This is a genomic window from Janthinobacterium sp. SUN100 (genome assembly GCF_030397705.1).
In the GTDB taxonomy this organism is placed as follows: Bacteria; Pseudomonadota; Gammaproteobacteria; order Burkholderiales; family Burkholderiaceae_D; genus Janthinobacterium; species Janthinobacterium kumbetense.
In genome coordinates this window covers 1,446,691-1,462,315 of sequence record NZ_JAPUBU010000001.1, presented here as the reverse complement: position 1 = coordinate 1,462,315, position 15,625 = coordinate 1,446,691, and the positions used below count along the sequence as shown (strand labels likewise).

Here is a 15,625-nt window from a genome sequence, read left to right as displayed (position 1 = left end):
AATGAGCAAGAGTGCGGCGTGCGTGTGCCGCTGCAAGACAGGAGTGGCCGCCAATTGTGAAATATCGCCGCCACGGCTTTGCCATTCTGCAAAGCCCTGCTATAATCTTGTCTTAGGCGGCTGTAGCTCAGCTGGATAGAGTACTTGGCTACGAACCAAGGGGTCGTGGGTTCAATTCCTGCCAGCCGCACCAGAATATTGGGGGTCAGATTGTAAAATCTGATCCCCTTTTTCGTTTCCGAATGGATTTATGCTGCGCCTGTGGCGCCGCGCCGGTATTGCTGGCGAAACGCGCGCGGCGTCACCTGCCTGGCGGCGCGGAACTGGCGGTTGAAATGCGCGAGGTTGCGGTAGCCCGCCTCTTGCGCGATGACGGCGATGGCCAGATTGCTTTCGATCAGCTGTTGGCAGGCGCGGCCGATGCGCAGCCGTGCCAGGTACTCGCCGGGCGTGCAATGCGCGTGGCGCTTGAAACAGCGGTGGAAGGCGCCCAGCGACAGGGCCGCCCGCTGCGCCAGCGTTTCCAGTGCAATCTCTTCCCGGAAATGCGCGTGCATGAAGTCAAACACGATTTCCATGCGCTTTTGCTGCCCATCGGCATGCACCGGCGCCAGCGCTTCCGAGGCCAGCGGCTGCGCACCGCCATCGCCAGCCAGGTCCAGCAGCACGTCGAGCAACAGCGGCAGGCGCTGCGGCACGGGCAGCGCATTCAATTGCAGCAGTTTCTCTGCGCTGCGCGCGCTCGTTGCCGGCGAAAAATGCAGGGCAGGGCCGGCGCGGCGCGCCAGTTGCCGCACGCCGTGCAACTCCGGAAAACAGGCCGCCAGCTGTTCCACCCATTCCAGCGAAAACCACACGACGACGGCCAGCATCGGCCGCGTGCCGTCGATGCGTTCGCTGGCCGACCATGTGTGCGGCAAATTCGGCCCCAGCAGCACCAGGTCGCCCGGTTCGAAGTCGCCAAGGTGGTCGCCGATATAGCGTTGCCCCCGCGCATTGACCGTCAGGGTCAGCTCGAATTGCGGGTGGTAATGCCAGAGGAAGGGAATCGCATCGAGTTCGCGCCACAGCAAGCCCCAGGAGTGGCCCGTCGGAATCGTGACTTGTTCAAATAAAGGCGTCATTGTGACGTTTTAAGGAGGGTGATGGTCAGGATAGTATCAGTTTTGGTTGCTGCGCACGCATTTTACGCGGCACTGCCGGAGCACAATCTGTCCACACCAACACAGGAGACAGCGATGCAAAACCGATATCAGTACGGCGAAGACCGTCCCGGCAATCCATCCGTGGCTTACACGGAACAAACCCAGTTGCGCGACATACAAAAACAGTTGCCCCTGCGCGTGCTGTCCGACAGCGATTTCCTGCACTGGCAAACCTACGGTTACGTCATCGTCAAGGATGCCGTGACGCCGGAACAGGTGCGCCGCACGACCGATTTCCTGTGGGAATTCCAGGGGCTGGACCAGCACAACCCCGCCACCTGGAACCGGGACCAGTTGCGCGACCACGCGATGAAAGAGCTCAACGGTTCCGGCATGGTCGAGGCCTATCACAACCAGACCCTGTGGGATAACCGCCAGACCCAGCGCGTGTACGACGCCTTTGTCGACATCTGGGACCGTCAGGATTTGTGGGTGACCATCGACCGCGCCAACCTGAACACGCCGAACAATGGCAAGCGCAAGTTCGGCGGCTTCATCCACTGGGATGCCGACACCACGCTCGACCCGCTGCCCGTCAATGTGCAGGGCGTGCTGGCCCTGTCCGATACTTCGCCCGACAGCGGCGGCTTTCAATGCTATCCGGAATTGTTCAACAACTTGCTGGCGTGGCGCAAGACCGTGCCGCAAGACCGCAACCCGTGGCAGCCGGATCTGGCGACGGTGCCGTATCCGATGGAATTCATCGCCATGAAGAAAGGGGAGTTGTTGATTTTCAACAGCCTGCTGGCGCATGGCATCCGCCCGAACACATCGACGGACCAGGTGCGCCTGGCGCAATACATTTCCTTCACGCCAGCGCAGGAAGACAATCAAGCCTTGCGCGACTGGCGCGTGCAAAGCTGGCGCGAGCGCAGCGCGCCGCAAGGCTATGCGTTTCCTGGCGACCCCGAGGAAAAGGAACAGCTGCGCTATCCGCAGGCGCAGCTGACAGCGCTGGGCGAGAAGATCCTCGGCGCGCGCGGCTGGTAAGCGTGGCGCCACGTCCGATGGCATTGCCTGCCGGATAGACAATTGCCGGCAAATGCACGATCATGGCTTGACTTGCCATCGACCGAGGAAACGCATGAGTATCATCACCTGCATCGAAGACTTGCGCGTGCTGGCCCAGAAACGGGTGCCGCGCATGTTTTACGACTACGCCGATTCCGGTTCCTGGACGGAATCGACGTACCGCGCCAACAACAGCGATTTCGCCAAGATCAAGTTCCGCCAGCGCGTGGCCGTCAACCTGGAAAACCGCAGCCTGGCTTCGACCATGGTGGGCCAGCACGTATCGATGCCGGTAGCCCTGTCGCCCACGGGCTTGACGGGCATGCAGCATGCGGATGGCGAAATTCTCGCGGCTCAGGCGGCCGAGCAATTCGGCGTGCCGTTCACCCTGTCGACCATGAGCATTTGTTCGATCGAGGACGTGGCGGCGAACACGACGAAACCGTTCTGGTTCCAGCTGTACGTGATGAAAGACCGCGAATTCATCAACCGCCTGATCGACCGCGCCAAGGCGGCCAAGTGCGGCGCGCTGGTATTGACGCTGGACTTGCAGGTGCTGGGCCAGCGTCACAAGGACTTGCGCAACGGCCTGTCGGCGCCGCCGAAACTGACGATTCCGAATATCCTCAACATGGCCAGCAAGCCGCGCTGGGTGGCGGGCATGCTGGGCACGAAACGGCGCGGCTTCGGCAACATCGTCGGCCACGCCACGTCCGTGTCGGACATGTCGTCCCTGTCGGCCTGGACGCAGCAGCAGTTCGACCTGAGCCTGTCATGGGCGGACGTGGAATGGATCAAGCAGCGCTGGGGTGGAAAACTCATCATCAAGGGCATCATGGACCCGGAAGACGCGCGCCTGGCCGTGGAAAGCGGCGCCGACGCGCTGATCGTCTCGAACCACGGCGGACGCCAGCTCGATGGCGCGCAATCGTCGATCGAAGCCTTGCCCGCCATCGTCGACGCCGTCGGCAGCCAGATCGAAGTGCACATGGATGGCGGCATTCGCTCCGGCCAGGACGTGATCAAGGCCGTGGCCCTGGGCGCCAGGGGCGTGTACATCGGCCGCCCGTTCCTGTACGGCCTGGGCGCCATGGGCGGGCCGGGCGTCACCAAATGCCTGGACATCATCCGCAACGAACTGGACTTGACCATGGCGTTCTGCGGCTTGCGCGACCTGCAGCAGGTGGACAAGAAAATCCTGCTGCCGGGGACGTTTTAAGCGGCAATCCGCACGATTTCAAAACCTTCCGATGCCTGGGGCGGCACGAAGTGGCGCGTGATGTCATCAAATTGCGCGTCGCTGGTGGAAAACGGGTGCAGCCCGCTGGCATTGCGCTGGCGCAAGCGCGCCTTGCATTCCTCATCCGTCACGTCGAGGTAATGCAGCACGTGCGGCGTGCCTGCCTGCTGGAACAGGTCGCGCATCCAGGCGCGGCTGGCCGGCGTATTCGCGGGAAAATCGAGGACGACGGACACGCCCGCCTGCAGCATCTGCAGGCACAAGGGGGCGATGGCCGCGCGCAGCCGCGCCGCGCAAGCCGCGTAGTCGGCCAGGCTGGCGATCTGGTCCGGATACAGCTGCGCCAGCAAGCTGTCTTCGCTGATGCGCACGGTGTGCGGCGCCTGCGCAAGGCGGGCGGTCAGGGTGGATTTGCCCGAGGCAATCTTGCCGCACACGAGGTGCAGGGTGGGCGTGGTGGGAACGGTGGTACCGGAAGTGGTTTGCATGGTCGCTCGCTGAAAGTGAAAAATAGTCTGCGAGACGTCTTGACCAGTTGCTGCAAATCAAAGCCGCCTCTCAGGCGGCTTGGTCAATGTCATTCCTGTCCAGCCACCATGTGTGAAATGGCGGCAATAATCGATGGCAGGGGCGGGAATGGCGATTGCATGGTGCAACGATGCCATGCAACGGTTGACGTTGTCAATTGTCCTGTTCGAATAACTGCCGGTACTGTGCATAGGGTTCCATGCCCATGCTGGCGCGGCGCTGCTCCAGGCGCTGCGGATCGTCGATGGGGCAGGGGAACGTCTTGCCGGTGCTATCCGTGCGGAACTGGCTGCCGTACAGCTGCGGCTGATTGTTGCTGCACAGGTCGCGGTCGATCGCCAGTGCCAGCTTCGAAGGCGTGATCTCTCCCCGTGCCGCTGCTGCGCGCATCAGGACCAAGCTGCTTTTGAGGAAGGCACTTGATCCATGCTGGGCGATCAGCCAGGCGCTGCCCGCCGCCTTGTAGCCGACCATTGTTTGCGTGGGCCAGCCTTTGCTGGCGATGATTTGCCGCAAGCGTTGCTCACGTGCTTCATCCGTGGCCAGCATGCGCTGGCGTGTGGCCAGGTCCGGCCCCGTTGGCGGGAATCCCGCGCGCAGGGCCTGGTCTTCCTGTTCCATGGTCCGCAATTCGGCTGCCAGCGCCGCTTCGGGCAGCGCGGCCGGATACAGCAGGAAGTCCAGCGCGCCCGCCGTGGCCGCGCTGAAGATGAGCTTGGGCTCCGCTTCCCAGCCCGGCGATTGCAGGAGCAGTGCCAGTGTGCTGCCTGCCGGCACATCAATGCGGTAGCGGCCATTTTCTACCGTGCCATGTATCTGCGGCTCGCCGTGCATGCGCTCGGCAACGATGCTGATGGCTTGCGGCAGCGGCGGGCCGTTGCTGCGGATGGTGCCGCTCAGTTCGAAGGCGCCCGCATGGACGCTGCAGCACAGCAGGATGGAGAAGGTCAGGCGTAGCATGGGAGTCCGTTCATAAATGGGGGAGGTCGAGCAAGGTCCACTTTTCGCGGAACGTGGCGTCATCGAGCGGCTGCGCATGCGGGTCGTCTTGTCGGAACAGGCCGCCGATCAGCATATCCTGGATGGCGTCCGTGAAACCGCCGTATGGCGAGGCGCTACCCCACTGGCGTTGCGTGTGGGCAAAGAAGACGGCGTCTTGCTGCGCCGCCAGCTGCGTCAAGGCGTGCCGCAAGGCGGCGGCCGCTTCCAGACCCATGTCCGTGGCGATGGCGCACACCAGGCGCTGGCCAAATTGCAAGGGTTTTCCTGCCAGTCCCAGCAGCGATTCATTGGCCAGGGCGAGGAACATATCGGGCGCCTGGTCGTCCTTTTCACAAATGGTCCAGGTGGGCGCCCACGCTTCCAGGCTCATGAAGCGGGCGTCGCGTGTTTCCGGCGTATGCGTCCACTTCGCGTGCGACTTGTCGTCCCAGCCCAGGCGGCCAAAGGAAATCGGCTTGCCCTTGGGATTGTATTGATGGCTGCGCACGCCGGGCTTGCCCCTCGCGCTTGCCTGCGCCATGAGCCCATCGAGGCCGGCGGCGAACGGCGTCCATTGCGCCGCATCCCACAGCGGCGCCGCAGCGGGCGCGGCCAGCAGCAGGAATACCTCGTAATCACGTGAAAAAAACGCCATGCAGCTTCCTCGGCAAATGGATGGAAAATTATGTCGCAATATTATAGTGGCGCTTGCGATAGGACGGCGCGCTGGCTGGGGCGCAGCAGGTAGACGCCGTACAGGCACAGGGGCAGCACGGCCAGCAGGGCGATATACGGCAGGATAGACGCGCCGTCTTCGGCCGGGTTGGGCAAGGTGGCCGTCACCAGCGCGTAGTCCCACAAGCCATGCACGAGCACCATGGGCCAGATGGAGCGGGTGCGCAGGCGGATGGCCGCGTAGCCGACGCCTTGCAGGGTGGCGGCCACGGCTTGCCACAGGGCGCCGCTGACGTCGCCCGTGGCCAGGCCGTTGGCCGTATGGGCCAGGCCGAACAGTGCCGAGGACATCAGGACGGCGGGCCAGACGGCGTAGCGCTCCAGCATGCCTTGCAGCAAGATGGCGCGGAACATCAGCTCTTCCGAGACGGCCACCAGGGCCGCATTGCAAGCGACGATCAGCAGCACGCGCGGCTGCGGCCAGCCGCCGGCCCAGGCCAGCAACAGCATCAGCAGCGCATACAGCAGGGGCGGCGAGACGAGCCACAGCGTTTTCCATGGCTGCGGCGCGCACAGGCCCGCCGCGCGGCGCCGGCTTGAGGCCAGTAGCAGCGCTAGCGCGAACAGGGCGGCCAGCGCCCACGACAGGCCGATGCGGCCGGTGACGGCGGCGCCCGGCAAGGCGTAGCCGGCCGCTTCCAGCCAGCGGCCGCCCAGGCTCAAGCCCAGCCAGATGGCCAGTGCGATGAGGGTGACCGGCATGGTGAGGGTGATTCTTTTTCCTGGCATGGGCGGCGTCATGCTGCTGGCCCGCCGCCGCTGACGCGGTTGCGGCCCGTATTTTTCGACTGGTACAGCAGGGCATCGGCCTGGCGTATCAGCTCGCTGCTGTCGCTGCAGCGCTCCCGTGCGGGCTGCAGCGTGGCTGCGCCCAGGCTGACGGTCACGACACCGTTCGCGCTGGCTGCATGGGCAATCTGCAAGGCTTCCACGCCCGAGCGGATGGCTTCCGCCACGTCCAGCGCGCCCGCAGCGTTGGTGGCGGGCATGATCACGGCGAACTCTTCGCCGCCATAGCGTGCCGCCAGGTCTTCGGTCCGGCCGACGCTGCGGGCCACGGCGTTGGCAACTGCCTGCAGGCACTCGTCGCCCGCCACGTGGCCATACTGGTCGTTGAATTTCTTGAAGAAATCCACGTCGAGCATGATCAGCGACACTTCATGGCCGCTGCGCTGGGCGCGCTTCAATTCCTGTGCCAGCGTCTCGTCGAAACAGCGGCGGTTGGCCAGCCCCGTCAAGCCGTCTTGCGACGCCCGCGCCGCCAGGTCCGCATTCGCGTGCCGCAGCTCCGCCGTGGCCAGGCGCAGGCTGGCTTCGATGCGGTCGCGTACGGCAATCTGCCGCATCAGCTTGCGGAACAGGTAGATCAGCGCCGCTCCCGCCGCCAGCGACGCCAGCACGATTTGCATGCTCAGCCTTTGCCACTCGGCGAAGACGTCTTCCTTCGAGAGCCCCGCCGCCACGATGACGGGAAAGCGTTCCAGGTGGCGATAGCTGTACAGCCGTTCGATTTCGTCCACCTTCGCCGTCATCATGGCCGTGCCGACAGGTCCTTTTTCGCGGAAGGCGCGCAAGAGTGCGCCCGACGAAATATCCATGCCGATGACATTGGGCTGGAACGGCCGCCGGTAAATCAGCGTGCCGTCGTCGAGGGCAAAGAATGCCGTGCCCGTGTTGCCAAGGTTGAGGCTATCGTAGATGCGTTCGAAGGAGGCGAGCCCCAGGGTGACCAGCACCACGCCGGCAAAGGAACCGTCCGCCAACTCCACCCGGCGCGACACGGGCAAGACCCATTGCCCGCTGGATTTGCTGCGCACGGGTGCACTGATGCGGCTGCCCAGCTGCGCATGCGTCTTGTGATAGGTGAAATAGTCGCGGTCGGCGTTGTTGCCGTCCTGCCTGGCGCCGGACGAGGTGGCCAGCCAGTCCCCCTGGCTGTCAAAAATGAAGACGCCGGCAATTTCCACGATATTCCTCGACAGCTGCTGCAGGTGCGATTGCAAGCGCTCGCCCGTGGCGTCATTATTGCCTTCGTTGCGGATGTGTTCGACGATATCTTCCAGCATGACATCGGCGACTTCCAGTTCCATGTAGGCTTGCGTGGCAAGGGCGCGCGCCATGTTCTCCGTCGCCGCGCTGCTCTCGCGCAGGCGGACTTCGCGCGAAGACCAGACGATCCAGATGGTCATGCCCAGCAGCATGGCGCACATGCAGAAGAAGGCGATGCTGGCCCAGACGATCACTGGCCGCTTGTGCCTGCTCAAGACCTCGGGCTGCGCCGGCAGGGTGCCCGCCGCGTCCTTGTTTGTTGCATCCTTTACTGCATCCATAGGCGAATCATGAAGTTGCATCAATGATATGGTGGAAATATTGCCATACTACATTAAAAGCAGGCGTACAAAATTGCCACATCGTTATAGTTGCATGGAATAATAAGCCTTCGTCCGTTTGCAGCCAGACTGGAGAGCCATGACCTACAGCAAGACCATCACTACTGAACGATTGATCCTGCGCAAGCCGCAACCATCGGATGAGGCGGCGCAGTTCGCCATGCATTCCGATCCCGAAGTGATGCGTTATTTCAGCGAACCGCCCTGGGAAGACACGGGCCGCGCCGCGCGCCAGATTGCCGAGGACATCGCCGCTTTCGAGAAAGAGGAATTCTTCCGCTTCGCCGTCGAGCTGAAGGCGACGGGCGAATACCTGGGCAGCTGCAGCCTGTTTTCCGAGCACCGCCAGAACCGCCGCGCCGAGATCGGCTACGCGCTGGGCCGCCCGTACTGGGGCAAGGGCTATATGCACGAAGCGCTGTCGGCGCTGCTGGAATTCGCCTTCATCGAGCGCGACCTGAACCGCCTGGAAGCCGATATCGACCCGCACAACGCCGGTTCGGCCAGCGCCCTGGAACGCCAGGGTTTCAACAAGGAAGGTTTTCTGCCCGAACGCTGGATCGTCGGAGGCCAGGTCAGCGATTCGGCGCTGTATGGCTTGCTGCGCCGCGAATGGGAAGCGCGGCGCAAGGGCGCCGCGTGAGCGGACAGGTTGGCGACGCGTTCCAGCGATCGCCAGGCCGCAGCTGAGGAGGATGCCGGGCGATGATCGCTGTCGATCTACCCGCTTCAGGCCACCCGCTGGTGATCTTGCGCCCGCTGGAACGCAGCGACGCGTCCGCCTGGTATGCCTACCTGGCCGACCCTGCCGTCGTGGAGCACACGAGCTGGAACTTGCAGTGCGCCGACGATCTGCAGGCCAATTTCGATGACTATGCTTCGGCCCAGCCATCGTCGTCCCTTCGTCTGGCCGTCGTGCTGCGCGACGGGGGCCGGCTGGTGGGCACGGTCGGCTTCAATGCCATTTCCCCGCAGCACCGCACGGCCGAAATCGCCTACGATCTTGCTCCTGCCGTATGGGGGCAGGGCGTGGCCACGTCCGTCGTGAACGCTGTCGTGGACTGGGGCTTCCAGCGCCTCGGCTTCCTGCGCATCCAGGCAACCGTGCTGGAAAGCAATGAACGGTCGATGCGCGTGCTCGAACGCTGCGCTTTCGAGCGGGAAGGCTATCTGCGCTGCTACCGGCAAATTCGCGGAAGATCCGGCAATTTCTGGCTGTATGCGCGCATTGCCGGCGTGCGATGAATAAACTTCCCCTGAGTATCCTGCTGGTGGAAGACCACCTGGCCATCGCGCGCCAGGTGCTCGATTTCCTCGACGGCTTGCGCTGGCAGACGGACCATGCGGGCACGGGCGCGCTGGCCGTGCAATTGGCCACGCGCAACAGCTATGACGTGGTGCTGCTGGACCTGAACTTGCCCGACACGGATGGCTTGCAAGTATGCCGCGCCATCAAGGCGGCCGCGCCCAGCAATGTGCCGATTTTGATGCTGACGGCGCGCGACGCGTACGAAGACAAGGCGCGCGGCTTTCGCGACGGCGCCGACGATTACCTGACCAAGCCGTTCGACTTGCGCGAAGTGGCCTTGCGCTGCGAAGCGCTGGCGCGCCGGCAGCAGTTGCACGTGCATCAGGAAATGCGCGTGGGACCGTTTACCTTGCAGACGCGCGCAGGGCGCGCCCTGTATGGCGACGCACCGCTGCCATTGACGCAGACGGGTTTTAAAATTCTGTTGCTGCTGTGCCGCGAATACCCGCACGCCGTCTCGCGCTCGGCCTTGCTGCAGCAGCTGTGGGGCAGCCAGCCGCCCGACAGCGACGCCCTCAAATCGCACATCTACGCGCTGCGCAAGCAGCTGGAGTTGCTTGGCGGGGTTGGCGCGGCGGGCATGCTGGTGACCATACCGCAGCTAGGCTACCGCCTGGCCTTCGACGCTGCGGCATCGTCATGAGCCAGTCGATCCGGCAGCGCCTGTTTGCCGCCCTGGCCGGCTTCACCATCCTGCTGTGCCTATGCTACACGGGCCTGGCGCTGGTGATTGCCTACGTGACGGAAGACATGCTGGTGCAGCGCCTGCTCGAGCGCGAAGCGGCGGCCGTCAGCATGCGCTGGCAGCAGCACGGCAAGCTTACGCCTTCTGGCAGCGACCTCATCACGGTTTATGGCAGTTACCTTGACTTGCCTCAAGCGGTGCGTGCGCACGTGCCGCCGTCCGCCCCGCGCGTACCTGCTGGCCGACGTGGCGCCCGTGCTGGTCGTGTCGCGGCTGGCGCGGGAAGTGGGCGGCGTCGTGGCTGGCGTGGCGCTGGCGCTGATCGGCCTGGCCCTGCTGCTGGCGTACTGGCTGGCGCGGCGCCTCGTGCTGCCCTTGCAGAGATTAGCGCAGGAAGCGCGCCGGCTGGCGCCCGGCGGCGCCGTCCATTTCAGCGAGCGCGACCGCCCCGACGAGATCGGTTTCCTGGCGCGCCGGCTGGAAACCACCTTTGCCGAACTGCAGGCGGTGTTGCGGCGCGAACAGGCTTTTACCCGCGACGTCAGCCATGAATTGCGCACGCCGCTGACCCTCATGCACAACACCCTGGCGCTGGACTATGCGCAGCCGCTGGGCAGGCAGGAGCAGGCGCAGCTGCGGCAATCCACGGACGAGATGCGCGCCACCATCGACGCGCTGTTCGCGCTGGCGCGGGCCGAGCAATTGCCGGGCGACGTGGTCGAATTGCGCGGCTGCATCGAGCAATGCCTGCTGCGCCTGCTCGACGAACACCCTTGGGATGCCAGCCTGCTGACCCTGGACTTGCCGGAGCGGCTGGAGGCGGTCGGCAACCCGCAACTGGTCATGTTGCTCCTCAATAATTGCCTGGCAAATGCGCTGTTCCATGGCGGCCCCGATTGCCGCATCGATATTGCGTTTGCACAAGGTTGCCTGAGCATCCAGAATACCGTGCAGCCGGGGCAAGCGCCACGCATCCACGGTTTCGCGCATGGCCAGGACCTGCTGCTGCGCCTGGCAAAAGCCATGCACTGGGACATTGTTTTCCATCCGGGCGCGACGCAGTTCCGTGTCGCCATCGTGCCGGCCCGGGCGCAATAAAGTCGGCGGATTTCACCGCGATTTCACCTGCCCTTGCATATGCTGGCTGCTCTTTTACTTGAAGGGAAGCCCATGAAAATCGCCATCATCCTGTTCATCCTGTCCTGCCTGTCCATGCCCGTGCTGGCCCAGGTGCAATCGCTGCAGCTCAAGGATGACAAGCGCCGCTACATCGTCTACACGCCGGCTGCGTATCAAAGCCAGCCTCAGAAGACCTTTCCCGTCGTCTTCAATTTCCATGGCGGCGGCATGAGCATGGCGGAACAAATGCTGTACACGCAGATGAACAAGACGGCCGAGCGGCAGCAGTTCATCGTTGTGTATCCGCAAGGCATCAAGCAGGATTGGAACGTGGGCTTCGGCATGGATTACCTTGCGGGCACGGACGACGTCGGCTTTACGCAAGCGATGTTGAGCAAACTCAAGCAGGATTACCGCATCGACGAGCAGCGCGTGTATGCCACGGGCCTGTCGCGCGGCGGTTTCTTTGCCCTGCGCCTGGCAGCCGAATTGCCGCAACAGTTCGCCGCCGTCGCCTCGGTGGGGGCGCCCATGCCGGAACCGGTACGGCAGCATCACAAGAAGGCGGACAAGGTCGGCATGCTGCTGATACAGGGCACGGCCGACAAGGTCGTGCTGCTCGAGGGCAAGGCCGCCAGCTATCTGTCGGCCGAGGATACGTTCGATTACTGGCGCCAGCACAACGGCATCGAAGGTGCCAGGCCGCAGCCGCGCCTGCTTCCTGGCCCCGCTGGCGACGCCACGCAAGTGAGCTGGCTGGAGCAGGGCGCCGCTGGCGTCAGCGTGGCCTTGATCACCGTCAAGGAAGGCGGCCACACGTGGCCGGGCACCGATGCCTTCAACGTCGGCCTGCCCATCGGCAAGACCACGCGCGCCATCGATGCGAATGAGGTGATGTGGGAGTTTTTCAGCCGCCATCGCCGTTGACGCCATGCTAGGATGGCGGCGCATGGCGTAACCATCAGGCAACAGGAAAGGCAGGCACAGTGGCATTATCAACAGCAGGCATCGCGGCCATGGCCGCGGCAATCTTTGCCAAGCCCGGCGCGGCCGTGGCGCAGGCGTATTCGCAGATGGAAAGGGAAACGCTGTATTTCCGCTCGCCTGCCGAGCTGTGCGCGTATGCGGCCAGGCTGGAGGCTGAAGGGGCCGGCGAGGTGTTCCTTGCCGTGCATTACCCGGACATGGCCGGACACTTTGCCCCGCGCCGTATCGCCCTCGACCCGGCCAAGTGCGGCGGCCTCACCTACCGTTACGTGTGCGAAGGCTGGGGCGTCATCCGCGTCTACCTGCGCCTGTCCAGCGGCAAGGGACTGGCGTCGCATGTGAGCGCCAATTCGCAAAAGCGCGCGGAAAAATGGCAGCCCCTTTACCCGGACTTGGGCCAGACCGATGCCTGGGACTGGGCCGCCGTGGGCCGCCATGAACGCCGCCTGATCCGCGTGCTGAAGCAGGCCGTGGCGCACGATGCGGCGGCAGGAGGCTCGGCATGACAGGCGTGACGCCCATCCACCCGGCCGCCATCTTTTGCCGTTCCCTGGCGCAGCTTTCCGCCATGCTCGACAAGACCGGCACTGCGCCGCACATGCTGGCGGCGCGCCTGCACCCGGACATGCTGCCGTTCGCCCAGCAAGTGCGCGCGGCCGTGAGCTTTTCCCTGCGCGGCTGCTGTCCGCTGGCGGGGCTGGTCGTGGCCGATTTCAGCGCCGCCGCCAGCCTGCAGGAACAGATCGCACACACCATGCGCTACCTCAAGGACATTCCCGTGGAGCGTTTTGACGGGCCGCCAGACCGCATCTGCCGCGACCGCGCCGGCTTCGCCGACATCGCGCTGCCGGCCGATGAATTCTTGCATCTGTACATACTGCCGAATTTCTACTTTCACTTCAGCATGGCGTATGCGATTGCGCGCAGCGCCGGCGCGGCCATCGGCAAGGGCGATTTCGATGGCTATCACGCGTATGCGCCGGGGTTTTCCTTCGAGCGGCCTGCCGCGCCGTAGTTCCTACAAGCCCGCGTCTTTCCACGACGCCAGTCCCAGCCGCTTCAACAGCCGGCCCGACAGCCCGCAGCTCCAGCAACTGATCTGGATTTGCCGCTGCCGTGCCGGGTCCGCATGCCAGGCTTGCTCGGCGTAGGCGAGCAGGGCGTCGCTGAGGGCGGAGTCGTCGGCGACGGGCGGCAAGCGCGACATCAATTCAAGCACGCCGTGGGTGGCCTCCTTGATCTGCAGCAAACCGGCCAGCAGGGCGCGCAGCACGGCGCCGTCGATGTTGCTGCTTGCTTGGGTGAAACGCTGCTGCCAGCACGGGCTGCGCGCCCGCCACAGGGCCAGCAGCGGGGGTACGTCGGCGGACTGCAGTTGCCCGATCAGCTCGTCCGCCTCGAGAAACAGGTCGAGGCGGTCGTATTCATCGTCGTCGCTGCACAGCAGTTCATCCAGCTCGTTTAACAAACTCATGCCACCACGTTCGTCGGTGTACCCCGTTCGAACGCTTCCACATTGCCGATCAGGATATCGGCCAGCTTCTGCATGGCTTCGCCGCTGGCCCAGGCCGTGTGCGGCGTGAGGATGAAGTTGGGCAGGCGCAAATTGAGCAGCGGGTTGTCGGGCGGAGGCGGCTCCTTGGACAGCACGTCGAAACCGGCGCCGGCGATCACGCCGTTTTTCAAGGCCTCCGCCAGTGCCGCTTCATCGACGAGGCCGCCCCGCGCCGTGTTGATCAATAGCGAGGTCGGCTGCATGCGCGCCAGTTCCTTTGCTCCGATGATGTTGCGCGTGGTGTCCGTCAGCGGCAGGTGCAGGCTCAGCACGTCGGAACTGGCCAGCAATTCGTCGAAGCCCACTTCCTTCATGCCATCTTCATTGATGGGCGAACGGTTGTGCACGATCACCTGCATGCCGAAGGCGCGGCCCAGCTGGGCCACGGACTTGCCCAGCGCGCCATAGCCCAGCAAACCCAGACGGCTGCCGGCCAGGTCGCGGATCGGGTGGCCGAACAGGCAGAAGCGGTCGGACGCCTGCCACAGGCCCGCTTCCACGTCCGCGCGGTAAGCGATGAGCTGGCGGCGCAGGGCCAGCATCAGGGCCAGCGTGTGTTCGGGCACGGTGGCGCGCGCATAGTCGCGGATATTCGCCACGACGATGCCCCGTTCGCGGCAGGCGGCCAGGTCGAGGATATCCGTGCCGGTGGCGGCCACGGCGATCATTTGCAGGTCCGGCAATTGCGCCAGCTCGGCCGCGCGCAGCGGCACCTTGTTCGTGATGGCGATCGTGGCGCCTTGCAGGCGAGCCACCGTCTGTTCGCTACCCCTGGTGTGCGCATGTTCTTCCCAGCTGTGGGCGAAGGCGGGCGGGCGCACGGTGGCGATCAGGCTGTCGCGGTCGAGAAAGACGATGCGGTGCGGGTGCGGCGATGTGCTTGCTGCGGTCATGGCTGGGCCTCGGTCTGGGTGGCGCGCGCGCTGGGAAGGCTGCTCTTGCCTTTCAGTTGCGTGGCCGGGTGGTTGGTAAACATGTCGGCGACCCATTCGACAAACACGCGCACCTTGGCCGACAGATGGCGGTTGGGCGGATAGATCACGTGGATGGGCAGCGGGTCGGATTCCCATTCGCTGAGCAATTCCACCATTTTGCCTTGTTCTATCAGGGGCGCAAGCATGAAATGCGTCATTTGCACGATGCCCAGGCCCGCCAGTCCGGCGGCCGTGTAGGCGTTCGAGTCGTTCAGGGCGATATGGCTGGGCATGGCGATCTGGATGCGGTCGCCGGCGCGCGTGAAATCCCAGTCGAAGGTCTTGCCCGTCTTGGCGGAGAAAAAATTCACGCCCCGGTGCTGCGCCAGGTCGTCCGGATGCAGCGGCGTGCCGTGCTGCGCCAGGTAGCCGGGCGAGGCGCACGTCATGAAGTGCAGCACGCCGACCCGGCGCGCGATCAGGTTCAGGTCGCCCAATTCGCCGCCGCGCACGGCGCAATCGACGCCTTCCTCGATCAAGTCGACGGGGCGGTCGCTGCAGCCCAGTTCCAGCGAGATGTCCGGATAGCGGGCAAAGAAGTCGGGCAGGGCGGGGATGATCAGTTCGCTGGCCAGGGCCGTGGGCGCATCCACGCGCAGCCGCCCGCTGGGGCTCAAACGCGTGCGCGACAGCGATTCCTCCGCCTCGCGCACGTCCGACAGGATGCGCACGCAGCGCTCGTAATAGGCGGCGCCATCGGATGTGATGCTGACGTGGCGCGTGGTGCGGTTGAGCAACTTAACCGACAGGCTCGCTTCCAGCGACTGGATCAGGGTCGAGACGGTGGCTTTCGGCAGCTGCATGTTTTCCGCCGCGCGCGTAAAGCCGCCCGCATCGACGACTTGGATGAAAACTTCCATGGCTTGCAGCTTGTTCACTTGATTCCTTATCACTTTATGCTTGATT

At 64.3% G+C, this 15,625-nt stretch carries 18 protein-coding genes and 1 tRNA gene; 10 read left to right on the top strand and 9 right to left on the bottom strand.

The window, feature by feature from the left end; all coding sequences use genetic code 11:
* Nucleotides 1-116 precede the first annotated feature (116 nt).
* Nucleotides 117-193 (top strand) — tRNA-Arg (locus O0881_RS06390).
* Nucleotides 194-248: 55 nt separating this feature from the next.
* Here the strand turns inward: O0881_RS06390 and O0881_RS06385 are convergent.
* Nucleotides 249-1,124, bottom strand: a complete 876-nt coding sequence (locus O0881_RS06385) for an AraC family transcriptional regulator (protein WP_289910625.1) — start codon at nt 1,122-1,124, stop codon at nt 249-251.
* 114 nt (nt 1,125-1,238) lie between these two features.
* Between O0881_RS06385 and O0881_RS06380 the strand changes: the two genes are divergently transcribed.
* A complete protein-coding gene (locus tag O0881_RS06380; RefSeq protein ID WP_289910624.1) occupies nt 1,239-2,195 on the top strand; it encodes a phytanoyl-CoA dioxygenase family protein in 957 nt (318 codons plus the stop codon).
* A gap of 94 nt (nt 2,196-2,289) precedes the next feature.
* Nucleotides 2,290-3,435, top strand: a complete 1,146-nt coding sequence (locus O0881_RS06375) for an alpha-hydroxy acid oxidase (RefSeq protein WP_289910623.1) — start codon at nt 2,290-2,292, stop codon at nt 3,433-3,435.
* On the opposite strand, the gene O0881_RS06370 is transcribed toward O0881_RS06375, so the two are convergent.
* From O0881_RS06370 to O0881_RS06350, 5 genes are all read right to left on the bottom strand, one after another.
* Nucleotides 3,432-3,944 (bottom strand): ATP-binding protein, encoded by a 513-nt coding sequence (locus O0881_RS06370; protein WP_289910622.1) that lies wholly within the window; start codon nt 3,942-3,944, stop codon nt 3,432-3,434. The genes O0881_RS06375 and O0881_RS06370 overlap by 4 nt on opposite strands.
* 193 nt (nt 3,945-4,137) lie before the next feature.
* Nucleotides 4,138-4,944, bottom strand: a complete 807-nt coding sequence (locus tag O0881_RS06365) for a DUF6624 domain-containing protein (protein ID WP_289910621.1) — start codon at nt 4,942-4,944, stop codon at nt 4,138-4,140.
* A 10-nt stretch (nt 4,945-4,954) separates the two neighbouring features.
* Nucleotides 4,955-5,620, bottom strand: coding sequence for a hypothetical protein (locus tag O0881_RS06360; RefSeq protein WP_289910620.1), 666 nt, complete (start codon nt 5,618-5,620; stop codon nt 4,955-4,957).
* A 41-nt stretch (nt 5,621-5,661) separates the two neighbouring features.
* Nucleotides 5,662-6,402 carry a CPBP family intramembrane glutamic endopeptidase gene (locus O0881_RS06355; RefSeq protein ID WP_289910619.1) on the bottom strand — a complete coding sequence of 247 codons (741 nt, stop codon included), beginning with the start codon at nt 6,400-6,402 and terminating at the stop codon, nt 5,662-5,664.
* A gap of 35 nt (nt 6,403-6,437) precedes the next feature.
* Nucleotides 6,438-8,030 (bottom strand): sensor domain-containing diguanylate cyclase, encoded by a 1,593-nt coding sequence (locus tag O0881_RS06350; RefSeq protein ID WP_289910618.1) that lies wholly within the window; start codon nt 8,028-8,030, stop codon nt 6,438-6,440.
* Nucleotides 8,031-8,169: 139 nt separating this feature from the next.
* Here O0881_RS06350 and O0881_RS06345 point away from each other — a divergent pair, with 139 nt between their 5' ends.
* The 7 genes from O0881_RS06345 (at nt 8,170) to O0881_RS06315 (ending at nt 13,205) form a co-directional block, all read left to right on the top strand.
* Entirely contained in the window at nt 8,170-8,733 is a 564-nt protein-coding gene (locus tag O0881_RS06345; protein ID WP_289910617.1) for a GNAT family N-acetyltransferase, read from the top strand.
* Between the two features lie 62 nt (nt 8,734-8,795).
* Nucleotides 8,796-9,335, top strand: a complete 540-nt coding sequence (locus tag O0881_RS06340; protein WP_289910616.1) for a GNAT family protein — start codon at nt 8,796-8,798, stop codon at nt 9,333-9,335.
* Entirely contained in the window at nt 9,332-10,042 is a 711-nt protein-coding gene (locus O0881_RS06335; protein ID WP_289910615.1) for a response regulator transcription factor, read from the top strand. Before O0881_RS06340 ends, O0881_RS06335 begins: the two co-directional genes overlap by 4 nt.
* Nucleotides 10,043-10,285: 243 nt before the next feature.
* A complete protein-coding gene (locus tag O0881_RS06330; RefSeq protein WP_289910614.1) occupies nt 10,286-11,182 on the top strand; it encodes a HAMP domain-containing sensor histidine kinase in 897 nt (298 codons plus the stop codon).
* Between the two features lie 72 nt (nt 11,183-11,254).
* Nucleotides 11,255-12,130 carry an alpha/beta hydrolase-fold protein gene (locus tag O0881_RS06325; protein WP_289910613.1) on the top strand — a complete coding sequence of 292 codons (876 nt, stop codon included), beginning with the start codon at nt 11,255-11,257 and terminating at the stop codon, nt 12,128-12,130.
* Between the two features lie 89 nt (nt 12,131-12,219).
* Nucleotides 12,220-12,696 (top strand): hypothetical protein, encoded by a 477-nt coding sequence (locus O0881_RS06320; protein ID WP_289910612.1) that lies wholly within the window; start codon nt 12,220-12,222, stop codon nt 12,694-12,696.
* Nucleotides 12,693-13,205, top strand: a complete 513-nt coding sequence (locus O0881_RS06315) for a DUF1993 family protein (RefSeq protein WP_289910611.1) — start codon at nt 12,693-12,695, stop codon at nt 13,203-13,205. The genes O0881_RS06320 and O0881_RS06315 overlap by 4 nt, the downstream gene beginning before the upstream one ends.
* A gap of 3 nt (nt 13,206-13,208) precedes the next feature.
* Here O0881_RS06315 and O0881_RS06310 read toward each other — a convergent pair whose 3' ends face one another.
* Genes O0881_RS06310 through O0881_RS06300 form a run of 3 tightly spaced genes read right to left on the bottom strand, consistent with a single transcriptional unit; the run spans nt 13,209 to nt 15,597 of the window.
* Nucleotides 13,209-13,664 carry a hypothetical protein gene (locus tag O0881_RS06310; protein ID WP_289910608.1) on the bottom strand — a complete coding sequence of 152 codons (456 nt, stop codon included), beginning with the start codon at nt 13,662-13,664 and terminating at the stop codon, nt 13,209-13,211.
* The gene (locus tag O0881_RS06305; RefSeq protein ID WP_289910607.1) at nt 13,661-14,638 is read right to left on the bottom strand and encodes a D-2-hydroxyacid dehydrogenase; all 978 of its coding nucleotides are present in this window, start codon (nt 14,636-14,638) and stop codon (nt 13,661-13,663) included. The genes O0881_RS06310 and O0881_RS06305 overlap by 4 nt, the downstream gene beginning before the upstream one ends.
* Complete coding sequence (locus tag O0881_RS06300; RefSeq protein ID WP_099667375.1) at nt 14,635-15,597, bottom strand: LysR family transcriptional regulator; 963 nt, start codon at nt 15,595-15,597, stop codon at nt 14,635-14,637. Before O0881_RS06300 ends, O0881_RS06305 begins: the two co-directional genes overlap by 4 nt.
* Nucleotides 15,598-15,625: the final 28 nt, after the last annotated feature.

Bases quoted from the DNA above. Each gene is read 5' to 3' on its own strand.
- O0881_RS06305 (WP_289910607.1), bottom strand. From the start codon at position 14,638: ATGACCGCAGCAAGCACATCGCCGCACCCGCACCGCATCGTCTTTCTC.
- O0881_RS06355 (WP_289910619.1), bottom strand. From the start codon at position 6,402: ATGCCGGTCACCCTCATCGCACTGGCCATCTGGCTGGGCTTGAGCCTG.
- O0881_RS06340 (WP_289910616.1), top strand. From the start codon at position 8,796: ATGATCGCTGTCGATCTACCCGCTTCAGGCCACCCGCTGGTGATCTTG.
- O0881_RS06335 (WP_289910615.1), top strand. From the start codon at position 9,332: ATGAATAAACTTCCCCTGAGTATCCTGCTGGTGGAAGACCACCTGGCC.
- O0881_RS06380 (WP_289910624.1), top strand. From the start codon at position 1,239: ATGCAAAACCGATATCAGTACGGCGAAGACCGTCCCGGCAATCCATCC.
- O0881_RS06315 (WP_289910611.1), top strand. From the start codon at position 12,693: ATGACAGGCGTGACGCCCATCCACCCGGCCGCCATCTTTTGCCGTTCC.
- O0881_RS06310 (WP_289910608.1), bottom strand. From the start codon at position 13,664: ATGAGTTTGTTAAACGAGCTGGATGAACTGCTGTGCAGCGACGACGAT.
- O0881_RS06360 (WP_289910620.1), bottom strand. From the start codon at position 5,620: ATGGCGTTTTTTTCACGTGATTACGAGGTATTCCTGCTGCTGGCCGCG.
- O0881_RS06365 (WP_289910621.1), bottom strand. From the start codon at position 4,944: ATGCTACGCCTGACCTTCTCCATCCTGCTGTGCTGCAGCGTCCATGCG.
- O0881_RS06350 (WP_289910618.1), bottom strand. From the start codon at position 8,030: ATGGATGCAGTAAAGGATGCAACAAACAAGGACGCGGCGGGCACCCTG.
- O0881_RS06370 (WP_289910622.1), bottom strand. From the start codon at position 3,944: ATGCAAACCACTTCCGGTACCACCGTTCCCACCACGCCCACCCTGCAC.
- O0881_RS06320 (WP_289910612.1), top strand. From the start codon at position 12,220: ATGGCCGCGGCAATCTTTGCCAAGCCCGGCGCGGCCGTGGCGCAGGCG.
- O0881_RS06325 (WP_289910613.1), top strand. From the start codon at position 11,255: ATGAAAATCGCCATCATCCTGTTCATCCTGTCCTGCCTGTCCATGCCC.
- O0881_RS06345 (WP_289910617.1), top strand. From the start codon at position 8,170: ATGACCTACAGCAAGACCATCACTACTGAACGATTGATCCTGCGCAAG.
- O0881_RS06375 (WP_289910623.1), top strand. From the start codon at position 2,290: ATGAGTATCATCACCTGCATCGAAGACTTGCGCGTGCTGGCCCAGAAA.
- O0881_RS06385 (WP_289910625.1), bottom strand. From the start codon at position 1,124: ATGACGCCTTTATTTGAACAAGTCACGATTCCGACGGGCCACTCCTGG.